Origin of the sequence: Frigoribacterium sp. CFBP9029, from assembly GCF_034045305.1 — a bacterium.
In the GTDB taxonomy this organism is placed as follows: Bacteria; Actinomycetota; Actinomycetes; order Actinomycetales; family Microbacteriaceae; genus Frigoribacterium.
Genome location: NZ_JAXCWB010000009.1, coordinates 100,163 through 121,025 on the forward strand (window position 1 = coordinate 100,163; position 20,863 = coordinate 121,025).

Genomic DNA, 20,863 nt, shown 5'->3' on the forward strand with positions numbered 1-20,863 from the left:
GAAGGCGCCTCTGCCCGTACAGTTGGCATGTTCGAGCCCCGGGGGCGCGTCTTGCGCGGGGGCGGACGCCGGGATCCGTGACGAGTCGTTCGTTGGACACGGCGTCGAGACGACGTATCACCAGGGGGAACGAGAATCGTGGCGAATCCGACCGGCAACGAAGAAGTGACGTTCGACGACGCGACAGCGGACGCTCTCGTCACCGAGGCCAACGCATCGGCCGAGGCGATCGAGGGGCAGGTGGCTTCGCGCCGGTCGTATCGGACCACGGCCGAGCAGGACTTCCTCGGGCGCTTCTCGGAGATCTTCGGCGCGAACCAGGACACCGCGAAGGCGGACGGCGACAAGATCGTCGCCGCGCTCCGCGACATCGCGAGCTGGGTCGGCACGATGAAGGAGTCGGCGCAGAAGGAGAACGCCCGTCGCAAGCGCGCCCGCGAGTGGACGGAGCGTCAGGAGAACCGGTCGGACATCGAGAAGTGGTGGGACGGCATCGTCGGCGGAGAGGACATGCCGACCGAACCGGCCGAGAAGGAGCCGACCTTCCCGGCGTCCACCGTCGCCACCGGTTCCCGGGAGACGCCCCTGCCCGCATCTGGAGGCGGCGCTGCAGGGGGCGGCGCTGCCGGAGGCGCCTCGTCGGCACGACCCGAGAACCTCCGGTCGTTCGCCACGGGCTCGTCGCAGCTCGACACCGAGCTGACGGGCCGGCCGGCCGCGCTGCGGGGCAAGCTCGCGGACTTCGCGTCGCGGTGCAAGTGGGGCGAGATCGAGGCGAGCGGACTCGTCACGGGATTCGAGAAGTGGCTCGAGGCCAACGGCCAGGACGTCGCGTGGGCCAACACCGTGGCCGACGCGTTCGCGGCCGCCGGAGGAGAGGGCGACGTCTCGACCGTGTCCGACTCGGCGCTCGCCGCCGCCCTCCAGGCGGCGGGGGTCTCGGCCGACCGGACCGCCCTGACGATCGATCCGCCACGGGCCTTCGGCGAGCAGCCGACCACGGGCTTCACGATGGACCCCGTCAACACGACCACCGGCAACTTCCTCGAACCCGAGCACGACCTGGGCTTCGGGGGAGCCTCGGCGTCACTCGCCATGACGCGCATGTACAACTCGCTCGACGACCGCGTCGGTCTCTTCGGCCCCGGCTGGTCGTCGGTGCTCGAGACGAGGCTGCTGATCGACGACGAGGGAGCGTCGTTCGTCGGGGCGGACGGACGCCAGATCCGGTTCCCCCGTCAGGACACCGGCTGGGGCCGCGGCATCGGCGAGAACCGCTGGCTGACCGAGGAGGACGGCCTCCTCGTCGTCAGCGACAACGAGGGCGTGCGCGTCGACTTCACGCCGTCGGGTCGCTGGGTCGGGCAGCGAGGGAGGCGCGGCACGGCCGTCCGGGTCGAGTACGACGGCGACGTGGTCACCCGGCTCGTCCACGAGCGGGGGCGCTCGATCGAGATCGAGCACCTCGACGGCCGAGTCGTGGTCGTGCGCGGATCGGACGGCCGGCGGGTCGAGTACGAGTACGACCAGGGCCGGAGGCTCGTCGGCGTCACCACGCCAGGGGGGACCCGCCGATACGGCTGGAACGACGAGGGGCTCGTCTCGACGGTCACGAGCGCGGCGGGCGTGATCGAGGTCGACAACACGTACGACGAGCACGGACGCGTCGTGCTGCAGGTCAGCCCCCATGGCCGCCGGGTCCGTTTCGCCTACCTCCCCGGTCGGGTGACGGTCGTCTCCGACGAGGACGGCAGCCGGTCGAACACCTGGCTGGCGGACGCCAAGGGCCGTCTCGTCGGCGTCGTCGACAGCGACGACCGGCGGCAGTCGATGAGCTACGACGCCCACGGGAACCTCGTCTCCGCCACGCAGCGCGACGGGGCGATCACCGTGCACGCCTACGACGACCGCGGTCGTCGGACGCGCACGGTGACTCCGGCGGGAGCCGACATCACCTACGGCTACGACGACCTCGATCGCGTGACGACCGTCGTGACCGAGTCGGGCGGGGTCGTCGCCTTCGAGTACGACGGCGACGACCGGAACCCCTCGGCGATCATCGACCCCGCCGGCGGGCGAACCGAGTCGACGTGGCGGGACGGCCGCCTCGTCCGCGTCGTCGACGCGACGGGCGTGCCGCTCGAACTCGAGCACGACCGCTTCGGGGACATCGTCGCGGCTCGGAACGCGGACGGCGGCGTCGTGCGTCTGGAACGGGACGCCACGGGTCACGTGGTGGCCTCCACGACCCCGTCCGGAGCTCGGACCGAGTACCGCTACGACGGCTCGGACGAGCTCGTCTCGCGGCGCGATCCCGACGGCGCGCTGTGGCGCTTCGAGCGCGGCCCGGCGGGTCGACTCGAGGCGGTCGTCGATCCCCGTGGTGCGGTGACGCGGTACGGCTACGGTCCGGCCGGCGATCTGGTCTCGGAGACCGATCCTCTCGGGCGCACGACCACCCGCACGATGGACGACCAAGGCGACGTCTCGCGCCTCGAGCTGCCCGACGGAGCCGCCTGGGCCTTCGAGCACGACGCCCTCTCCCGCCTGCGGGTCGTCACGGATCCGACGGGCGCGCGCTGGGATCGCGAGTACGGGGTCACCGGGGACCTCCGGTCGATCACGGACCCGACGGGTGTGCGGCGCCTGGCGGAACGCGACGAGACGACCGGACTCTCGTCCCTCCGAGACGCCTTCACGACGACGACCGTGCGGACGGACGAGTTCGGGCGGCCCGTCGAGATGACGTCCGACGAACGCGGGCACGAGCTCGTCACCTACGACGCCTGCGGTCGTCCCGTCGAGCTCGTCGACGGGGAAGGCGGACTCACGCGTCTCGAACGCGATCCGGCCGGCCGGGTCGTCGCCGTCACGACGGCGACCGGGGCGCGATCGACGTACGAGTACGACGCCTGCGGACGGGCCGCCGTCGCGACCGACGCCTCCGGCGCGCGGACCAGCCTCTCGTACGATGCCGACTCGCGCGTGTCCACGCGCACGTCGCCGACGGGCGAGGTGGAGCGATTCGAGTACGACCCTGTGGGTCGTCTCGTGAGTCGCACGATCCCGGGCGCCGGAACGGCACGGTACCGCTGGGACTCCGTGGGTCGTCTCGTCGGCAGCCACGACCTCAGGTTCGGACGGAGGAGCTTCCGATACGACGACGCGGGGCAGCTGATCGCCGTCGTGAACGGCCTCGGCGGCGTGACCTCGTACGACTACGACGAGCGCGGTCGCCCCGTCACGATCACCGACCCGGCCGGCGGCGTGACCCGTCGCGCCTACGATGCCGCGGATCGCGTGACGGCCGTGACCGATCCTCTCGGGCGGACGACGAGGTACTCGTACGACGCCGCGGGGCGTCTCGTCGCACGGACGGACCCCGACGGGCACCTCCTCGAGAACGGGTACGACCGCGCGGGCCGGCAGAGCAGCGTGAGCGTCGACGGCGCGGTGATGCTCGAGATCTCCCGCGACCCCTTCGATCGAGCGGTCGTCGTGAGCGATCACAGCAGGGGTGAGGGGCGTTCGATCGAGCACGAGCTGCGGTACGACCGACGTGGACTGCTCGTCCGTCGATCGCGGGGTGCCGAGTCCATGACATGGGAGCGCGACGCCGACGGCGCCGTCGTCACCCGTACCGGCCCCACGGGTTCGCGGACGGAGTATCGACGTGATGCGAACGGTCGGGTCGTGGGGGTCGCACTCGACGGTGCGCACCTCGGAGGCGTCACGTACGACCGGGCGGGCCGCGTCGTCGAATCCATCGCGAGCGACCTCGTGCAGACGTGGTCGTACGAGGGCGGCGTCGTGGTGGAGCACACCGCGACCCGGGCGAGCGGAGTCGATGGGACCCGCGTCGAGCACGACGCCGATGGGCGCATCTCGGCGGTGGAGCAGGGCGGCGGTCGCGTCGAGTACCGCTACGACGACGCCGCGCAGCTCGTGGGCGCGCAGGCGAGGGGAGGCGCCGGGCGCAGCTGGCGGTACGACGTGGCCGGCCGGCTCGTCGTCGAGACCGCCGACGGGGTCGAGACCCGACGGGAGTACGACGCGGCAGCCCAGCTGGTCGCCACCGCGACGCTCGGCGTTCGTGTGGAGTACGTGCACGACGGCCTCGGGCGGCGGATCCGCCGCACCGAGCCGGATGGCACGACGCGGCAGTACGCCTGGTCGGACCTCGGGCGTCTCGGCGGCATCGTCGACCGCGACCGCGACGGCGCGGAGATCGGACGGATCGACGTCTGGGTCGACGGCCTGGGTGAACTCGCCGAGGCAGGGGGAACGTCGATCTGGTGGGACTCCGCCGCAGCCGTGCCGGCGCTGGCCTGCCTCGGGCCAGCACCCGTGCTCGCACTCCCCGGCGGGGTCACGGCGATCGACGACGCGGTCCTGTCCAGCGGGTGGCGCGCGGCGCGCGCCACGGACGTCGACGACCCGTGGGAGGCGCTGGCCGCCGTGTCGAGTCCCGGTTCGGGGCTCGGACTGCCCGACGGCATCGGCCTCACGGCAGGCGGCGGTCTCACGATCGGCGGCCTCGACTGGCTCGGCGCCCGCGTCTACGACCCCTCGGCACGGGGATTCCTGTCGACGGACCCGATCGTGGCGACGCTCGGCGCAGGATGGGCGGCCAACCCCTACTCGTACGCGGGTAACGACCCCCTGCAGGCGCTCGACCCGCTGGGCCTCAAGCCCGCCACCGACGCCGACCTCAAGGCCTACAACGATGCGAACCAGGGGTTGCTCGTCGACGCCTGGGACGAGGTCAAGTCGCACAAGGAGGCGATCCTCGCCGGAGTCATGATCGCGGGGAGCATCGCCCTGATGTTCGTGCCCGGTGTCAACATCCTCGCGCTGGCTGCAGGCGGTGCCCTCATGGCGGGCGGGTTCAGCATCATCCAGCAGGGCCCGGACAGCGGGAACGTCGACTACAAGCAGGTCGGTCTGCAGATGCTGATCGGAGGCGCCGCGGGTGCCGCCGGCGGAGCCGCTGCGATCGCCGCGTCGAAGGCCGCTCCGGCGGTGACCCAGGCCGTTGCGCCGGTCGTCCAGCGGATCGCGTCTCCGATCGGCCAGCGCGTCGCGACCGCCGCCGTGGGAAAAGCAGGCCAAGGAGCGGTCTCAGCTGGTGTCGAGAACGCGACTTCGAGCGTTCTGGACTACGGCTTGGACCATAGCCAGAACCACTCAGTGGGCGGGTTCGTCGGTGCAGGTGCCCAAGGGTTCGTGACAGGGTCTCTGACGAGTGGTGTCTCGAGCGCAATTCCTAGCCCGCGGGTGCCGGAACCCTTCGCGGCCATGCCGCCTTCGCCGTCGCACTCGGCAAGCGCCCCTTGGGTAGGTTTGACCGATAGCCTTCTGGCTCGCGGCGCGGAAGGCGTAGTCGCCGGAGTTTCGCAAGTCGGGCAAGACTCCTTCGGTTCGGGCTCCGACAACCCGACTACACCCTTGCAATCCTTCTCTCAGGGCTTCCTTAAAGGAGCTGAGGGACCTGCTGTCGCGCGACATTAGCCCGATGAAGCCTGTGGAAACTATCGAAATGGAGATGCGACCCTGTCGGCTCAACATGACCAGTCAAGTGGACGCGTGAAGCGGCGATCCATGCGCCGCCAGTGGGTCACGTTTCTGGCGGGCATCGGAGTCATTCTGCTCGCTATCGGTTTTTTCTTCGTCGGACCCTTGATTCTGACGGCGTATGACGACTCCCATCGAGAATCGCTGACGTGCACTGTCTCGTCCGTTGAAACAGTGTCCGGGCGTAGTTCGAATCGAGGGGTGGGCGGGGCGTCTGCGTTGGTACGAGTAGGCACCGACGCATGCGGGGTCTTGGATCTTCGCGACGGAGTCACGATTCGCAATGTCGACGCCATCGCGTCTGAACTGAAGGAGGGCGAGACCTACGTGTTCTCCGTTGGCCAGGGCTCGCTTCGGCTCGAGCCGGTTCTGCAATTCTTCAAGCAGCAGCCGCTGATTCTCGAGTATCGCCCTGCGGATCCAAAGCCTAGGTAACGGGGTGAGTGACCGCTGACTGAGAAAAAAACTCAGGAGCTGATCGAGGTATCTCGTCCTCGAATTCGTCGAGTTCGAGTCGCTCCGCCCAGAAATAAGCGTTCGGTGCGTCGCGCGCGGCTCATCCTGATCGGCGGGCTCGCAGTTTTCGTGGTGCTCGTCGGTACGTTCGGCGTCGGACCTCATGTCCTCGAGTCGTACGACTCCTCTCACCGAGAAGAACTCACCTGCAGGGTCGACTCGGTGGACGCCCTGTCGGGGCGGAGCTCGAGCCGGACGGGGATCGGCGGTGCCTCCGCGCTCGTGAGGGTGCAGACCGACTCTTGCGGCGTCCTCGACATCCGCGACGGGGTCACTCCCGAGAACGTCGACGGCATCGCGGCCGAGCTGACCGAGGGCGAGACCTACGTGTTCTCGGTCGGCGCCGGCTCGCTGCGGGTCGAGGGCCTGCTCGGATTCTTCAGGCAGGAGCCGCCCATCTACGACTTCCGCCCCGCTGCGTGACGACGGCGCCCTCGGGGCTGTCACCGCGCCTCCCGAGGTCGTAAGCTCGTCGGTGGTCTCGCGCTCATCGAATCGATTCGGTGACGCCCCGACCGGCCGGAGGCGCGGGTCGCCTCCGACGCCCCACCCGGCCCGTTCGACGGAGAGCCCCGGGCCACCGCCGCCCGACACCTCCCACCCCAGCGAAGGCAGCCGCCCGTGAACACCCTCTCCACCCGTCGCAAGACGTTCGCCCTGATCGCCCTGGCCCTCGGCGGCTTCGGCATCGGCTCGACCGAGTTCGTGGCCATGGGGCTGCTGCCCAACATCGCGCAGGATCTGCTGCCGGGGCTGTACGCGCAGTCGTCCGACGAGGGCATCGCCCGCGCCGGCTGGCTGGTCAGCGCCTATGCGCTCGGCGTCGTCGTCGGGGCGCCCACCATCGCCGCGATGTCGTCGCATCTGCCGAAGAAGAAGCTGCTGATGGGCCTGCTCGGGCTGTTCGTGCTCGGCACCGTGCTCTCGGCCGTGCTGCCCTCGTTCGGCTGGGTGCTCGGCGCCCGGTTCTTCGCCGGTCTGCCGCACGGCGCCTACTTCGGCATCGCGTCGATCGTCGCCGCGACCATCATGGGGCCCGGCAACCGCGGCAAGGGCGTCGCGCTCGTGCTCAGCGGGCTGACGATCGCCAACGTGATCGGCGTGCCCACGATCACCGCCCTCGGCCAGGCGCAGGGCTGGCGCGTCGCGTACCTCGCGGTCGCCGCGATCTTCGCACTCACCTTCGTCGCGGTCGCCCTCGCCGTGCCGCACCTCGAGGGCGACTCGTCCGCCTCGATGAGGCGCGAGCTCAGCGCGTTCCGCAAACCCCAGGTCTGGCTCGTGATGGGCATCGGCGCGATCGGCTTCGGCGGGTTCTTCGCGGTCTACAGCTACATCGCCAACGCCGTCACCGAGGGTGCGGGCGTCGACGAGGGCGTCGTGCCGTGGGTGCTCGTCGGCGTCGGGGTCGGCATGACCATCGGCAACGTCATCGGCGGATGGGCCGCCGACAAGAACCTCAAGGCGGCCCTGACCGTCGGGTTCGTCGGGCTCATCGCCGCTCTCGTCGCCTACGCGCTGCTCGTCGACGGCATCGTCGGCATCTTCGCGACGACGTTCCTGCTCGGGCTCGTCAGCTCGATGATCGGCCCGTCGGTGCAGTCGCGCCTCATGGAGGTCGCCGGCGAGAGCCAGGTGATCGGCGCCGCCCTCAACCACTCGTCGATGAACCTCGGCAACAGCGCCGGCGCCTATCTCGGCGGGGCCGTCATCGCCGCGGGCTTCGGCTTCGCCGCCCCGGGCTGGGTCGGAGTGGCCCTGGCCCTCGCCGGCGTCGTGCTCACGGTCGTGAGCTTCCGTCTGCAGAAGAGCGGTGACGCCCGTCAGGCGGCGCTCTGCGCGGCGGCTGCCGAGGCGGACCACAAGGAGGACACCGACAGCGGCTCCATCTTCATCGTGCAGAACTGACGGAGGCGCGGGTCGGCGCGAGAGCCGACCCGCGCCTCCGGCAGGGGGACGCTAGAAGCTGGTCTGCGTCGGCAGATCGGTCTGCAGCAGGATGCCGTCTTGGATGGCCCGCTTGCGGAGCGCGACCTTGGTGCCCACGTCGTAGCCGGCGACGCGGTACTTCTCGCGGATCCGCTTGAGGTAGCTCTTCGCCGTCTCTTCGCTGATGCCGAGCTGGTACGCCACGGCCTTGACCGGCTCGCCGCCGCCGTAGAGGGCCATGACTCGTCGCTCTTGAGCGCTGAGCTTCGGCACGCCCCCGACCTCGGCCGCGTTCAGGGCCAGGTCGAGCTCGGCCGAGATGTACGACTCGCCCTGCGACGCCGAGCGGATGGCCTCGACGATCATCTCGGCGTCCTCGCTCTTCACGAGGTAGCCGAGCGCGCCCGCGGCGAGTGCCTCGCGCACGACGTTCGGCTCGGAGTACGTGCTCATCAGCACGGTCTTGACGCCGGTGGTCTTCAGCGTGTTGATCTTGAGCGAGATCGGGATGCTGTCTTTCAGATCGAGGTCGAGCAGCACGACGTCGACGGGGAACTCGGGGTGCGTCAGCAGCTCGGGCCACGAGGCCACGGCGGCGACGACGGAGATGTCGCCGGCCGCCCCGCGGATCCACTCGCTGAGCGCGCCGAGCAGCATCTTGTGGTCGTCGACCAGGGCCAGGCGGATGCGATCGTCGGTGTTCGTCACGGGGTCCTTCTTTCTGGGGAGCTTGACCATCATGCTAGATGCCGGGGGAGGAGCGGTGCCGGCGACGCGGAGCGGCCACGCCGATCACAGTTCGGCCGGGTTGTCGACCAGGCACGAGACCTGCAGCCGCACGCTCTGCTCGTGGGTCGAGACGGTGTACTCGCCCACGCGCTCGAGTGCGCTCCAGGTGGCCGGGGTGACCCGGTTCCGGCGGATGCCGGTCGTGGCGACCACCACGGGGATCTCGACGCTGCGCCCGGCGAGCGAATGCGCGGTCGCGGTGACGGGCCCGAGGGTCAGCGTGATCGTCGTGCCGGGGGTGCGGCTCTTCGAGTCGCCGAGCAGCAGCCAGACGGCCTGCAGCAGACCGTCGCGCTGCGGCGGAGCGAGGAGGCCCGCGAGGGACGACGGGTCGGCGAGCGTGACCGATCGGCCCAGGTACTCGGACTCGGTGACGGCGTGGTGCAGCCAGGTCTCGCGCCGACCCTCGATGAGGTGCAGGCGCAGCTCGGTCGCGAGCGACGCGGCCTGCGACGCGACCTTGGGGGCCAGCGGCAACGGCACGTCGCCGCCCGCCACGCCGTCGAGCAGCTTCTCGGCGGCGAGGTCGAGTCGGGCGAGCTCGTCGCTCGCGAGCATGCCGACCGCGAAGCGCGGCTGCGAGACGTTGCTCTGCACCAGCACGCGATCGAGCTCGACCTGCACCATGCGGCGGAACCTCTGCAGCACGAGCGTCGCGACGGCGCTCGGCAGCACGGCGAGCGAGATCATGGCGATCTGCTGGGGCCCGGTGTCGGCGGTGATCGGGGTCGTCGCGAGGGTCATCGCGACGAAGGCGGCGAAGAGCAGGGTCGTGGCGACGACGATCTCGCGGGCGGGTCGCAGCGTGACGATCGGGAGGAGGCCGAAGCCGACGGCGACGCTGACCGTCGCGTAGGCGCCGACGTCCCGCAGCGGGGCGATGGCCACGAAGTCGAGCGCGACGACCAGGGCGAGCACCACGGCGATGGCGGCGAACAGGCGACCCGTCAGTCGTTGGCCGCGGATGGTGACGAGCGCGGTCGTGACGACGAAGACCGCGATGTAGAGGAGCCATGCGGTGAGGACGGGGGCCACCGACGGGTAGTCGTCGAGGTGGCTGAAGAAGAAGATGAGGCCGTAGACGGCCTGCAGACCGGCGAGGACGGCGGCGCCGATGCCGAGATGGCCCGTGCCGAGGGTCGCCCCCGCGGCCCGGGCCTGACGCAGCGAGCGGGCCCCGGTCGAGCCGATCGGCAGTCCACGGGCGGCGCGACGCCCGCGGGTGACGCCGAGGGTGTTCTCGTCGACGTTCATCGCGGGGCCTCCAGGACGACGGTGGTGCCCGCGCCGGGCGACGAGAACAGGCGGGCGCTGCCGCCGACCTCGCGCAGGCGCCCGACGACGGACTCCTTGAAGCCGAGTCGCTCCTCGCTGACCCCGGCGAGGTCGAAGCCGACGCCGGCGTCGGTGACCATGGCCCGGACCATGCTCTCGTCGTGGATGATCGTGACGTGCGCCTCCGTCACGCCGGCGTGCCGGCGGACGTTCTCGAGGCACTCGGCGAGGGCGAGCAGGAACGCGTCGAGCACGTGGCTCGGCAGCAGCACCTGACCCGTGCCGTGCCAGCTGACCTCGAGGCCCATGCGGCCGAAGCGCTGCTTGACCGACTCGAGGGTCTGACCCAGAGGGTCCTCCTCGACGGTCTCGAGCGAGTACTCGCCCGACGCCTGCGGCTGCGGCGTGCCGCCGAGTCGGAGGTGCCTCAGCAGCCGCGCGTCTTCGGCGGCCTGGGCCTGCAGCGCCTGGGGCGTCACCCCGACCCCCGAGTGCGCCAGCAGCGTCAGCGTCGCCAGCACCGTGTCGTGCAGCAGTCGCGCCCCCTGTCGGCGCTGCGCCTCGGTCTCGCTGGCCTGACGCTCGGCACGGTGCGCGTTGCCGATGCTGTAGATCCGCCGCGCGGCGAGCGGCACGCTGCGGCCCAGCCAGACGCCGGTCACGAAGACGAGCACCCAGCCGAGCACGACCGCCGCGACCGGGTACGTGAGGAAGGATCCGGTGGCCGAGGCCACCAGTGCGACGGCGACGACGAAGGCCACGGCGGCGACCGCGACGCGGACCCGGCTCGACGAGAGGACGACGCAGAACGACGCCGTCGCCCCGCCGACGAGCGGGATGACGGCGGTCGCGAGGGCGGGGTCGGTCGGGTCGCCCGACGGCAGCAGGGCGACGAGGCTCACGGCGATGCCGGAGACGAGCCCGATCAGCACCCAGCGCGGGGCCGCCGACCGGCCGACCATCCAGAGGGACGCGATCAGGAGAGCGGCGAGCGGCACGATCGCGGCGAGGTGGAGGGGCTCGGTGACGCCGGGGATGGCCAGGGCGACCAGCGAGACGACCGCGCAGGGGATGCCGAGGGCCCGGGCGGTGCTGCCGAGCAACCGGTCTCGCTCCTGCGCGAAGATGTCCATGCGGATCCCAGGTGTGCATCGGGTGTCGTTCATCCTGTCGGTTGACAGCAGACCCCATGCTTCCACACAGGACCCCCCGCCGGGGGGCGTACGCGCCGTTCAGTCGACGAGCAGTCGTCTCAGGTGACCGCCGACGGCCTCGTTCTCGATGAGGAACCCGTCGTGGCCGAACTCGCTCACGATGACCGCGGGCTCGTGCCCGTCGATGCCGTTCGCGAGATGGTGGGCGATGATGCGCTGGTCGGACACCGGGAACAGCCTGTCGCTGTCGATCCCGAGCACGAGCGTGCGGGCGGTGACGCGGTCGAGGGCGGCGGCGACCCCGCCCCGACCTCGGCCGACGTCGTGCGAGTTCATGGCGCCCAGCAGGCCCGCGTAGCTGCCGGCGTCGAACCGGCGCGTGAACTTGTTGCCGTGGAAGTCGAGGTAGCTCTCGACCTGGAACCGGCCCGGGCCGCCGAGGGGCGAGATCTCGCTCTGCCAGCTGCGGCCGAACCGGGCGTTGAGCTCGTCGGGCGAGCGGTAGTTGAGCAGGGCCATGCGCCGGGCGAGGGCGAGACCCCGGTAGGGCCCCTCGCCGTCGGGCGCGTCGTAGAAGTCGCCGTCGTGCCACGCGGCGTCCATGCGGATCGCCTCGTACTGCACCGTGTTGAGCGCGATCTGGTCGGCGCTGACGACCGGCGGGGCGGCGAGAACCGCCAGCCGATCGACCCGGTCGGGGTGCGACACGCCCCACTCGAGGGCGTGCATGCCGCCCATCGAGCCGCCGACGACGGCCGCCCAGCGTCCGATGCCGAGACGGTCGGCGAACGCCGCCTGCGCCTCGACCTGGTCGCGGATGGTCAGATGCGGGAACCTCGAACCCCACTCGACCGCGTCGGGTGCGAACGACGACGGCCCGGTGCTGCCCTGGCAGCCCCCGAGCATGTTCGGGGCGACGACGTGCCAGCGGTCGGTGTCGATCGCGAGACCGGGGCCGACCACGCCGTTCCACCAGCCGGCGGTCGGATGCCCAGGACCGGCGGCGCCGCGCACGTGGCTGTCGCCGGTGAGGGCGTGCAGCAGCAGGATCGCGTTGCCGCGGTCGGCGTCGAGCTCGCCCCAGGTCTCGTAGGCGATGCGGGGGCGGGGGAGCACCGAGCCGCTCTCGAGCCCGAGATCGCCGAGGGTGACGAAGCGCCGGTCGCCGGGGTCGTCGCCGTCGCGCCACGCGCCGGTGACCGGCGGCCGCCCCAGCATCGCCAGGCGGGTCCGCTCGCTGACGACGCTCGACGGGACGGTGTCCTCGGGTGTGCTCTGCCAGTCCATCGATCCCATCCTGGTGGACCCGAGGAGGCGCGGTGCGATTGTTACCGCACCGCGCCTCCTGCAGGGTCCGGGTCAGCTGCTGCGGAGCGACTCGCGGGTGACCGCCCGGGCCGCGGCGAAGCCCGCCTCGAGATCGGCCTTGAGGTCGTCGATGTTCTCGAGTCCGACCGAGAGTCGCACGAGACCCGGGGTGACGCCCGTGGTCAGCTGCTGCTCGGGGGTCAGCTGCGAGTGGGTCGTCGAGGCGGGGTGGATGACGAGACTGCGGACGTCGCCGATGTTCGCCAGGTGGCTGAAGAGGCTCAGCCCGTCGACGAGCGCGCGGCCGGCGTCGACGCCGCCCTTGAGCTCGAACGAGAGCACGGCCCCGACGCCGCGGGGGGCGTACTTGTTGGCCGCGGCGTACCAGGGGCTCGTCGGCAGGCCGGCGTAGTAGACGGCCGCGACGTCGGATCGGGAGTCGAGCCACTCCGCGATCTCCTGCGCGTTCTGCACGTGGCGCTCGATCCGGAGGCTGAGGGTCTCGATGCCCTGGATCAGCGAGAACGCCGTGTCGGGGCTGTTCGAGGCGCCCAGGTCGCGCAGCAGCTGCACCCGCGCCTTGATGATGTACGCGAGGGGGTCGCCGACGGCCTGCGTGTAGACGGCGCCGTGGTACGACGGGTCGGGCTGCGTCAGCCCGGGGAACCTCTCGGCGTTCTCCGACCACGCGAACGCGCCGCCGTCGACGATGAAGCCGCCGATGACGGTGCCGTGCCCGCCGAGGAACTTCGTCGCCGAGTGCACGACGATGTCGGCGCCGTGCTCGAGGGGGCGGATCAGGTAGGGGGTCGCGATGGTGTTGTCGACGATCAGCGGGACGCCCTCGGCGTGGGCGACGCCCGACACCGTCTCGATGTCGAGGATGTTGATCTTCGGGTTGCCGATCGTCTCGGCGAAGAACAGCTTCGTGTTCGGGCGGACGGCGCGGCGCCACTCGTCGGGGTCGTCCTGGTTCTCGACGAACGTCGTCTCGATGCCGAGCTTCGCGAGCGTGTACTTGAAGAGGTTGTAGGTGCCGCCGTAGATCGACGACGACGAGACGATGTGGTCGCCCGCCTGCGCGATGTTGAGCACGGCGAAGGTCGACGCGGCCTGACCCGAGGCGACGAGCAGAGCGCCCGTGCCGCCCTCGAGCGCCGCGATGCGCTGCTCGACCACGTCGTGGGTGGGGTTCATGATGCGCGAGTAGATGTTGCCGTTCTCGGCGAGGGCGAAGAGGTCCTGTGCGTGCTGGGCGTCGCGGAACACGTACGACGTCGTCTTGTAGATGGGCGTCGCGCGGGCGTGCGTCGTCGGGTCGGGCTGCGCCCCCGCGTGGATCTGCTGCGTCTCGAACTTCCAGGTGGACGTGTCGTCGCTCATGCTGTGCTCCTGCGGTCGGGGTCTGCGGCGGCCGATCGGCCGGACTGCGGTGCTGCAACGCTACGCAGGGCGCGCTGGGGCTGTCCACGCGGGCGGACACGCGACGTAACCCGGCGCGCTAGCGTCGACGGATGCCGGGTCGACCGGCGGAGCGTCGGCCGCGGCCGACCCGACGACGAGGAGCAGTGGATGACGAAGCGTGTCGTGGTGACGGGGGCCAGTTCGGGGATCGGGGCGGCGACGGTCCGGCTGTTCCGGCGACGCGGCTGGGACGTGATCGCCGTCGCCCGACGCGAGGAGCGCCTCCTCGACCTCGCCGCCGAGACCGGGGCGACCGCATTCAGAGCGGATGTCACCGTGGACGCCGACGTGGCCGCGCTGCGCGAGCACGTCGAGTCGACCGGTCCGCTGCATGCGCTTGTCAACAACGCCGGAGGCGCGTTCGGGCTCGACAGCGTCGAGTCGGGTTCGACCGACGACTGGCAGCGGATGTTCGACGTGAACGTGCTCGGGACGAAGCGGATGGTCTCGGCGCTGCTGCCGGCCCTCCGCCGGGGCGCCGACGCCGAGCGGGCGGGCGGCGCCGGGGGCGGCGCCGACATCGTGACCGTGACCTCGATCGCCGGTCACGTCGCCTACGAGAACGGCGGCGGCTACAACGCCTCGAAGTTCGCCGAGCACGCCCTGGTGGCGGTGCTGCGCCTCGAGCTCGCCGGAGAGCCGATCCGCGTGATCGAGATCGCACCGGGCATGGTGCACACCGAGGAGTTCTCGGTCAATCGGTTCGGCGGCGATCAGGGCCGGGCCGACGCCGTCTACACCGACGTCGAGGGGCCGCTCGTCGCCGACGACGTCGCCGAGGCGATCGTGCACTCGGTGGAGCTGCCGGCGCACGTCAACCTCGACCTCGTCACGCTGAAGCCGGTGGCCCAGGCCGCCCCGCACAAGGTCGTGAAGGGCCCGCTGCAGACACGGTGACACGCCGACGGCGGTCGTCGAGGGTGGTCGAGACGGGTGATTCGCGGACGATACGACGGATCACCCGTCGGTCTTCCGAGCAGGCTCGAGGCGTTCGCAGCCGGGTCCCGACCGCCCCCGGAGGGGGCTCGGCGACCCCCGGACGGGGGGCACGCGAGCGGCTCCCGTGCCCGGTCAGGCGGGTCCGCTCATCTCGAACTGAGTACCACTCAGTCAGATTCGGGGGACAAGCCGTGTCCCCCCGATGTGCCCCGGCCGGGTCGACGATCGGCGCGGAAGCGATGGCACTCGGCCGCGCCGCACAGGGCGCAGTCGCTGCCGCGGCGGTAGTGCTCGTGCGCCTCGCGGGCGTGCCCGCAGACGCAGAGCGTGCTGTCTTCGTCGACTTTCCGCGCCATGGGGCTCCTCCGAGCATCGGTCCGATGTGCCGTCGTGCGACGGCGCCTCGGCGTGCCCTCGACTGTACCCACGACACCCGGGCCAGGGGCGTCGACTCTCGTCGCCGACCGCCCGAGCGGGGGACAGCGGGCGGACGGGCCGTCGGTCGAGGGTGCGACGAGCGCCGTCCGGGTGAGGCGGCGGCCCGGGCACGACCGACGGAGGCCGACGGGCGACACGACGCGATCCCGGGTACTTGCGCTGCCTCGGATCGAGCGTAGGTTTGGTCTCACCCGACGGCGACGTCGTTCAGCCCGAAACTGATCGACCGAGCCCAGCTCTCCTGGCGTGAACCCGAAACTCCGCCCGTGCAGAGCTCCTCTCGCAACACCCCTTTGCCAGTTCGCTTACCCCTGCAAGGACCCCATGAACCAGGTGTTCCCCACGCCCGAAAACGGCGCCGCTCCCCGTATCTCCATCGTCGTCCCGGCACGGAACGAGGCCCGCAACCTCGAGATCGTCCTGCCGATGCTCCCGCTCGTGCACGAGGTGATCCTCGTCGACGGCAACTCGGTCGACGACACCATCGCCACGGCCCAGCGCGTCATGCCCGACATCAAGGTCGTCCGTCAGACCCGCAAGGGCAAGGGCAACGCGCTGGCCTGCGGCTTCGAGTCCGCGACCGGCGACATCATCGTCATGTTCGACGCCGACGGCTCGGCCGACCCGGCCGAGATCCCCCGCTTCGTCGAGGCGCTCACCTCGGGCGCCGACGTCGCCAAGGGCAGCCGCTTCGTCCACGGCGGCGGCAGCGAGGACATCACGCGCTTCCGTGCGCTCGGCAACTGGGGCCTCAACGCCCTGACCAACCTGCTGCTCGGCACCAAGTACACCGACCTCTGCTACGGCTACAACGCCTTCTGGGCCCGCATCGTCCCGAGCCTCGACCTGCTGCCGGCCGACCTCGCACCGCGCGCCGACGGTCAGATGCACAACGGCGACGGCTTCGAGATCGAGACCATCCTCAACTGCCGCATCGCCGCCCTCGGCTACGACATCGTCGAGGTCCCGAGCGTCGAGAAGCTCCGCATCCACGGCGTCAGCAACCTCAACGCGATCTCCGACGGATTCCGCGTGCTGCGCGTCATCCTGGAGGAGCGTCGTCGTCGCCCCTCGGCGGCCGCGCGTCTCCGTCGGTCGATCCGCGAGGCCGCCCTCACGTCGGCCGAGGCCACGAACGAGCCGGCGCCCGTCTTCGCCGTCGTCGACGGCGCCCGTCTGGACGCTCGACTCGGAGCCCGCCAGGACGTCGCGTGACCCAGCAGCCGACGACGGTCTCCGTCGTCGTCTGCGCCTACACCGAAGACCGATGGGACGACCTGGTCGCCTCGGTGGAGTCCGTCCGCGGGCTCCCCGAGGCGCCCGAGGTGCTGCTGGTCGTCGATCACAACGACGGCCTGCTCGCCCGATCGCGCGATCGGTGGAGTGACGTCGTCGTGGCCGCCAACGAGTCCCGGCAGGGGCTCTCCGGCGCCCGCAACACGGGGGTGGCCCTGGCCTCGGGCGACATCGTCGCGTTCCTCGACGACGACGCCTCGGCCGACCCCGCGTGGCTGACGCACCTGCTCGGCCCGTTCGCCGACCCCCGCGTGGCCGGGGTCGGCGGGCATGCGACGCCCGTCTGGCCCGAGGGCGGCAACACGCTCTACCCGGCCGAGCTGCTCTGGATCGTCGGCTGCAGCCACCGCGGTCTGCCGACCCGGCTCTCGGACGTGCGGAACGTCATCGGCTGCTCGATGGCCTTCCGCCGCGACGCGGTCCTGTCGGTCGGCGGCTTCAACCTCGACACCGGGCGCGTCGGCACCATCCCCCTCGGGGGAGAGGAGACCGATCTCTGCATCCGGATCCGGCAGGCCGACCCGTCGGCGCGAATCGTCCTCGAACCGCGGGCCGACGTGCGTCACCACGTGACCGCAGGTCGGGTGACCTGGGCGTACCTCCGTCGCCGCTCCTTCTACGAGGGGGTGTCGAAGGCGGCGCTCAGCCGTCAGTTGGGCGCGTCCGACTCGCTGTCGAGCGAGTCCGCCTACCTGCGTCGCGACATCCCGCGCGCCGCGCTGCGCGAGCTCCGCTCGGTCGGCAGAGGAGGCGCGGGTCGTCTGGCCGCGCTCGTCACCGCGGTCGTCGCCACCGTCGCCGGCTACGCCCTCGGCAGCCTGCGCCGCGCCTCCCTGGCTCCCGTCGATCCCTCGGCCGGCCAGGTCCTCCCCGCTCGCGGATCGGCCCGTCCGGCGGCCGTCGGACCGACGGACGGCGCCCCGTGACCGATCTCCAGCTCGTCCGGCCGATGGCCGGCTCCGCCGCGCCCTCCTGGGGCGGTGCGCTCTGGGTCGGCGAGGTCGACGTCGACGAGCTGACCCGCCCCGGTGTCGGCGACGTCGTGCTGGCGGCCCCCGAGGGGCATCGGGCCGCCCGGCTGCTCGTCCGTCGCGGTCGCGCCGTGCTGGGCTTCGTCGAGGTCCCCGTGGTCGACGGGCGGATCCCGCTCGAGCTGCTCCGCTCCGAGGTGGCCGCGCTGGCGACGGTCGTCGTGCCCGTCGAGCCGATCCACCTGCCCTCGGTCACGGTCGTGCTGTGCACCCGCGACCGTCCGGGTCATCTCCGCGGCGCCCTGCGCAGCGTGCTCGAACTGGACTACCCCGAGTTCGACGTGGTGGTCGTCGACAACGCCGCCGCGACCACGGAGACCCGCGACCTCGTCCGCACCGAGTTCGACGACCCGCGCGTGCGCTACACGGCCGAGCCCGTCGCGGGCCTGTCGAGCGCGCGCAACGCCGGTCTCGCGGCCGCCACGGGCGAGATCGTCGCCTTCACCGACGACGACGTGATCGTCGACGGGCAGTGGCTGCACGGCCTCGCGTCGGGCTTCGCCCAGGGCGAGGACGTCGCCTGCGTGTCCGGGCTCGTGCCGAGCGGCGAACTGCGCACGCCCGTCCAGCGCTTCTTCGACGACCGGGTGTCGTGGTCGCAGAACACCACCACGCGCGTCTTCCGGCTCGACGAGCCGCCGGTCGACCTGCCGCTGTTCCCGTTCTCGGTCGGCGCGTTCGGCACCGGCGCCAACTTCGCCCTCCGTCGCCCGGTCGCCCTGCTGCTCGGCGGCTTCGACACCGCCTTCGGCGTCGGCACCCCGACCGGCGGAGGAGAGGACCTCGACGTCTTCACCCGCGTGCTGCTCGCCGGGCACGCCCTCGTCGTCGAGCCGTCGGCGCTCGTCTGGCACCGGCACCGCTCCGATCTCGGGGCCCTGCGCGTGCAGGCCAGGGGGTACGGCACGGGGCTCGGCGCCTGGCTGACGAAGATCGCCCTCGACCCCGTGACCCTGCGGCTCGCTCTCCGCCGCGCCCCCGGGGCGATCCGGGTGCTGGCCGCGAAGCGCCGTGTCGAGGGGGCGCCCGCCGACGTCGACGGACCCTCGCGCGCCTCCTCGGCTCCGGTCGACGCCGACCTGACCCGCGAGATCGCCCGCACCGCCCGGCAGGAGCTGCTCTCCGTCGCGCTGGGGCCGATCCTGTACCTGCGTCAGCGGCGTCGTGGAGCCGGGCTGATGGGCCGTCGCAGCGCGGGCACCGGGACGCGGCGCACGACCGGCGCCGACCCCTCGGTCGCACGGCGGTCCGCATGACCGCCGTGACGAACGGCGCAGGGGGCTCCGTGCCGGCCTCGGTCGCCGACGTGCGCGTGCCCATCTCGGCCGTCGACCGACTCGGAGCCGGCGGATACATCGTCTCGGTCTTCGGCCCGATGACGCTGCCGTCGCGCGACGCGATCGCCGACGCCCTCTGGCGCATCGCCGCCGTCGGCCCCGACGCCCGGCTCGGACTCGTCGCGCTCGACGACCGCACCTGGGGCTTCGGCCTCGAGTCGCTCCGTGAACGATGCGACCTGATGGTCGTCGAAGCGCCCGAGTTCGCGAGCGGAGACGCGGGCGACGCGCTCGAGCGGCTGATCGGCCGGCTCGAGCCCGGGCCGCCCGTGCGCATCCTGCTGGCCGGCGACCGCCTCCTGATGATCCTCGACCACGGCGTCGTCGACGCGCGCTTCACGACCCGCCTGCCCCTCGCCCTGATCGAGGTCGCGACGGGTGGGGACATCCCGGCGTGGCTGACGGCCGCGAACGCCCGGAGACCGCTCTGGTCGGCGTTCGTCGAGACCTTCGCCAAGCACCCCGCCCGCGTCGCGACGCTCCTGCGGGTGCGCCGCGTCGAGACCCCCGTCGTGCCGCAGCGGGTGCCCGTCGAACGCCCGCTGATCGGCTGGACCGGCTCCACCGCCGTCGTCGTGGCGAACGGGACCCGCGAGACGTTCAAGGGGCTGCACGCCTGGCTGCGTCGGCGCGACGAGCCGGTGGCCTTCGGCGCGGGCGTCATCGTCGCGCTGCGGGCCGCCCTCGCCGCCGAGGGGCTGCGTCTCGGGCCGGACAGCGAGATGGTCTACGACGTCCGCGGGTACCTGCCCACCGGGGTCGAGGCCACGGGCAGCTTCGTCACGGGGATCCCCGTGACGGGCGGCGACGATCTCGTCGCGGTCGACCAGAGCCTGGCGCAGACAGCGGCGTCGGGGCGGCCCCTCGCCGCGCTGATGGCCGGTGCCGTCAAGGAGGCGCTGCGCCCGGCGCGTCGCCGTGCGCCCGGAGCCACGCCGGCCAGGGCGAGGGCCAGGGTCGTCGTGAGCAACCTCGGGGTCAACCGCTCGCTGCAGTCCCTCCCGTGGGTGCGTGACGGGCGGGTCGTCGACACCGCGTCGGCCGTGCACCCCATCGCGCCCGAGACGGTCGCGGTGCAGCTCGTCGTGCTCGACGGACGGCTGCACGTGGCGGTGTCGTACAACGACACCTCGTTCGACCGCGACGCCGTGCGCCGCGCGGTGCAGGCGTTCGTCGACGACCCGGTGGGTCTGCTCGACGGGGTCGTCTCCCGCTAGTCGCCCTCGGGGCGGAGCAGCGCGGCGATGTCCTCGTCGACGAGCGTGCGGATGCGCTCGTCGCGCCCCTCGTCGTAGTCGGGCAGAGGCGAGGCGGCCCAGCCGAGGCGGTCGACGACCGTGCTGCCGACGTCGTCCCAGGCCCGGGCCCTCGCAGCCGCCACGAGCGACGCCACGAAGTCGTCGTCGGCGGCGCTCTGGGCGATGCGCGCCGCCAGCTCCTTGTGGGTGGCCTCGCGGAGGCGCAGCGCGTCGATGTCGTCGACCCGGTAGTCGAACTGGTGCCGCGACCGGCCGTACGACCGGTGCGTCCGCCGTCGGAGCGTCTTCAGCCGCGCGACCCCCTCGCGCTGCTCGGCCTCGAGCCGCGCCAGCTCGTCCCGGGCCGCCGTCGTCGCGACGTCGTCGTCGAACGGCAGATGCTCCTGCAGCGCCCTGACGATGACGGTGTTCGCGACGGCCACGACCGCGGCGGCGCGGACGATCAGGAACCCGTCGTCGACGGCGCGCTCGAGCGGGGTCGGGTCCGCTCGGCGGACGGGAAGGCCTGGCAGGTCGGGGAGCACCGGTGACGGATCCTCTCGGGTCCCCTCCGA

15 protein-coding genes are annotated in these 20,863 nt (G+C 71.8%); 9 read left to right on the plus strand and 6 right to left on the minus strand.

The window, feature by feature from the left end; genetic code table 11:
* Positions 1 to 138 precede the first annotated feature (138 nt).
* The 4 genes from SOM11_RS12375 to SOM11_RS12390 all read left to right on the plus strand — a co-directional run bounded on the left by SOM11_RS12375 (position 139) and on the right by SOM11_RS12390 (position 7,998).
* Entirely contained in the window at positions 139 to 5,511 is a 5,373-nt protein-coding gene (locus tag SOM11_RS12375) for a DUF6531 domain-containing protein (RefSeq protein WP_320478203.1), read from the plus strand.
* Positions 5,512 to 5,586: 75 nt separating this feature from the next.
* The gene (locus SOM11_RS12380; RefSeq protein WP_320478204.1) at positions 5,587 to 6,009 is read left to right on the plus strand and encodes a hypothetical protein; all 423 of its coding nucleotides are present in this window, start codon (positions 5,587 to 5,589) and stop codon (positions 6,007 to 6,009) included.
* Positions 6,010 to 6,252: 243 nt separating this feature from the next.
* Positions 6,253 to 6,513, plus strand: a complete 261-nt coding sequence (locus tag SOM11_RS12385) for a hypothetical protein (protein ID WP_320478205.1) — start codon at positions 6,253 to 6,255, stop codon at positions 6,511 to 6,513.
* 198 nt (positions 6,514 to 6,711) lie between these two features.
* A complete protein-coding gene (locus SOM11_RS12390) occupies positions 6,712 to 7,998 on the plus strand; it encodes an MFS transporter (RefSeq protein ID WP_320478206.1) in 1,287 nt (428 codons plus the stop codon).
* Positions 7,999 to 8,049: 51 nt separating this feature from the next.
* Here the strand turns inward: SOM11_RS12390 and SOM11_RS12395 are convergent, their stop codons facing one another.
* The 5 genes from SOM11_RS12395 to SOM11_RS12415 all read right to left on the minus strand — a co-directional run bounded on the left by SOM11_RS12395 (position 8,050) and on the right by SOM11_RS12415 (position 13,928).
* Positions 8,050 to 8,727, minus strand: coding sequence for a response regulator transcription factor (locus SOM11_RS12395; RefSeq protein ID WP_308196197.1), 678 nt, complete (start codon positions 8,725 to 8,727; stop codon positions 8,050 to 8,052).
* An 84-nt stretch (positions 8,728 to 8,811) separates the two neighbouring features.
* Positions 8,812 to 10,062: a hypothetical protein gene (locus SOM11_RS12400; RefSeq protein WP_243214250.1), complete on the minus strand. Its 1,251-nt coding sequence runs from the start codon at positions 10,060 to 10,062 to the stop codon at positions 8,812 to 8,814.
* Positions 10,059 to 11,216 (minus strand): sensor histidine kinase, encoded by a 1,158-nt coding sequence (locus SOM11_RS12405; RefSeq protein ID WP_243214248.1) that lies wholly within the window; start codon positions 11,214 to 11,216, stop codon positions 10,059 to 10,061. The genes SOM11_RS12400 and SOM11_RS12405 overlap by 4 nt, the downstream gene beginning before the upstream one ends.
* Before the next feature lie 99 nt (positions 11,217 to 11,315).
* A complete protein-coding gene (metX, locus tag SOM11_RS12410; protein WP_320478207.1) occupies positions 11,316 to 12,524 on the minus strand; it encodes a homoserine O-acetyltransferase MetX in 1,209 nt (402 codons plus the stop codon).
* Between the two features lie 72 nt (positions 12,525 to 12,596).
* Positions 12,597 to 13,928 carry a bifunctional o-acetylhomoserine/o-acetylserine sulfhydrylase gene (locus tag SOM11_RS12415; RefSeq protein WP_192058202.1) on the minus strand — a complete coding sequence of 444 codons (1,332 nt, stop codon included), beginning with the start codon at positions 13,926 to 13,928 and terminating at the stop codon, positions 12,597 to 12,599.
* A 189-nt stretch (positions 13,929 to 14,117) separates the two neighbouring features.
* On the opposite strand from SOM11_RS12415, the gene SOM11_RS12420 reads away from it, so the two are divergent.
* The 5 genes from SOM11_RS12420 (at position 14,118) to SOM11_RS12440 (ending at position 20,267) form a co-directional block, all read left to right on the plus strand.
* Positions 14,118 to 14,906 carry an SDR family oxidoreductase gene (locus SOM11_RS12420; RefSeq protein WP_320478208.1) on the plus strand — a complete coding sequence of 263 codons (789 nt, stop codon included), beginning with the start codon at positions 14,118 to 14,120 and terminating at the stop codon, positions 14,904 to 14,906.
* Positions 14,907 to 15,710: 804 nt separating this feature from the next.
* A complete protein-coding gene (locus SOM11_RS12425) occupies positions 15,711 to 16,601 on the plus strand; it encodes a glycosyltransferase family 2 protein (RefSeq protein WP_192058198.1) in 891 nt (296 codons plus the stop codon).
* Positions 16,598 to 17,608: a glycosyltransferase family 2 protein gene (locus SOM11_RS12430; protein WP_320478209.1), complete on the plus strand. Its 1,011-nt coding sequence runs from the start codon at positions 16,598 to 16,600 to the stop codon at positions 17,606 to 17,608. The genes SOM11_RS12425 and SOM11_RS12430 overlap by 4 nt, the downstream gene beginning before the upstream one ends.
* Positions 17,605 to 18,969 (plus strand): glycosyltransferase family 2 protein, encoded by a 1,365-nt coding sequence (locus tag SOM11_RS12435; RefSeq protein ID WP_320478210.1) that lies wholly within the window; start codon positions 17,605 to 17,607, stop codon positions 18,967 to 18,969. Before SOM11_RS12430 ends, SOM11_RS12435 begins: the two co-directional genes overlap by 4 nt.
* Positions 18,966 to 20,267 (plus strand): hypothetical protein, encoded by a 1,302-nt coding sequence (locus SOM11_RS12440; RefSeq protein WP_320478211.1) that lies wholly within the window; start codon positions 18,966 to 18,968, stop codon positions 20,265 to 20,267. Before SOM11_RS12435 ends, SOM11_RS12440 begins: the two co-directional genes overlap by 4 nt.
* Here SOM11_RS12440 and SOM11_RS12445 read toward each other — a convergent pair.
* Complete coding sequence (locus SOM11_RS12445; protein WP_192058193.1) at positions 20,264 to 20,833, minus strand: hypothetical protein; 570 nt, start codon at positions 20,831 to 20,833, stop codon at positions 20,264 to 20,266. The two genes, SOM11_RS12440 and SOM11_RS12445, sit on opposite strands and share 4 nt — an antisense overlap.
* Between the last annotated feature and the right edge of the window lie 30 nt (positions 20,834 to 20,863).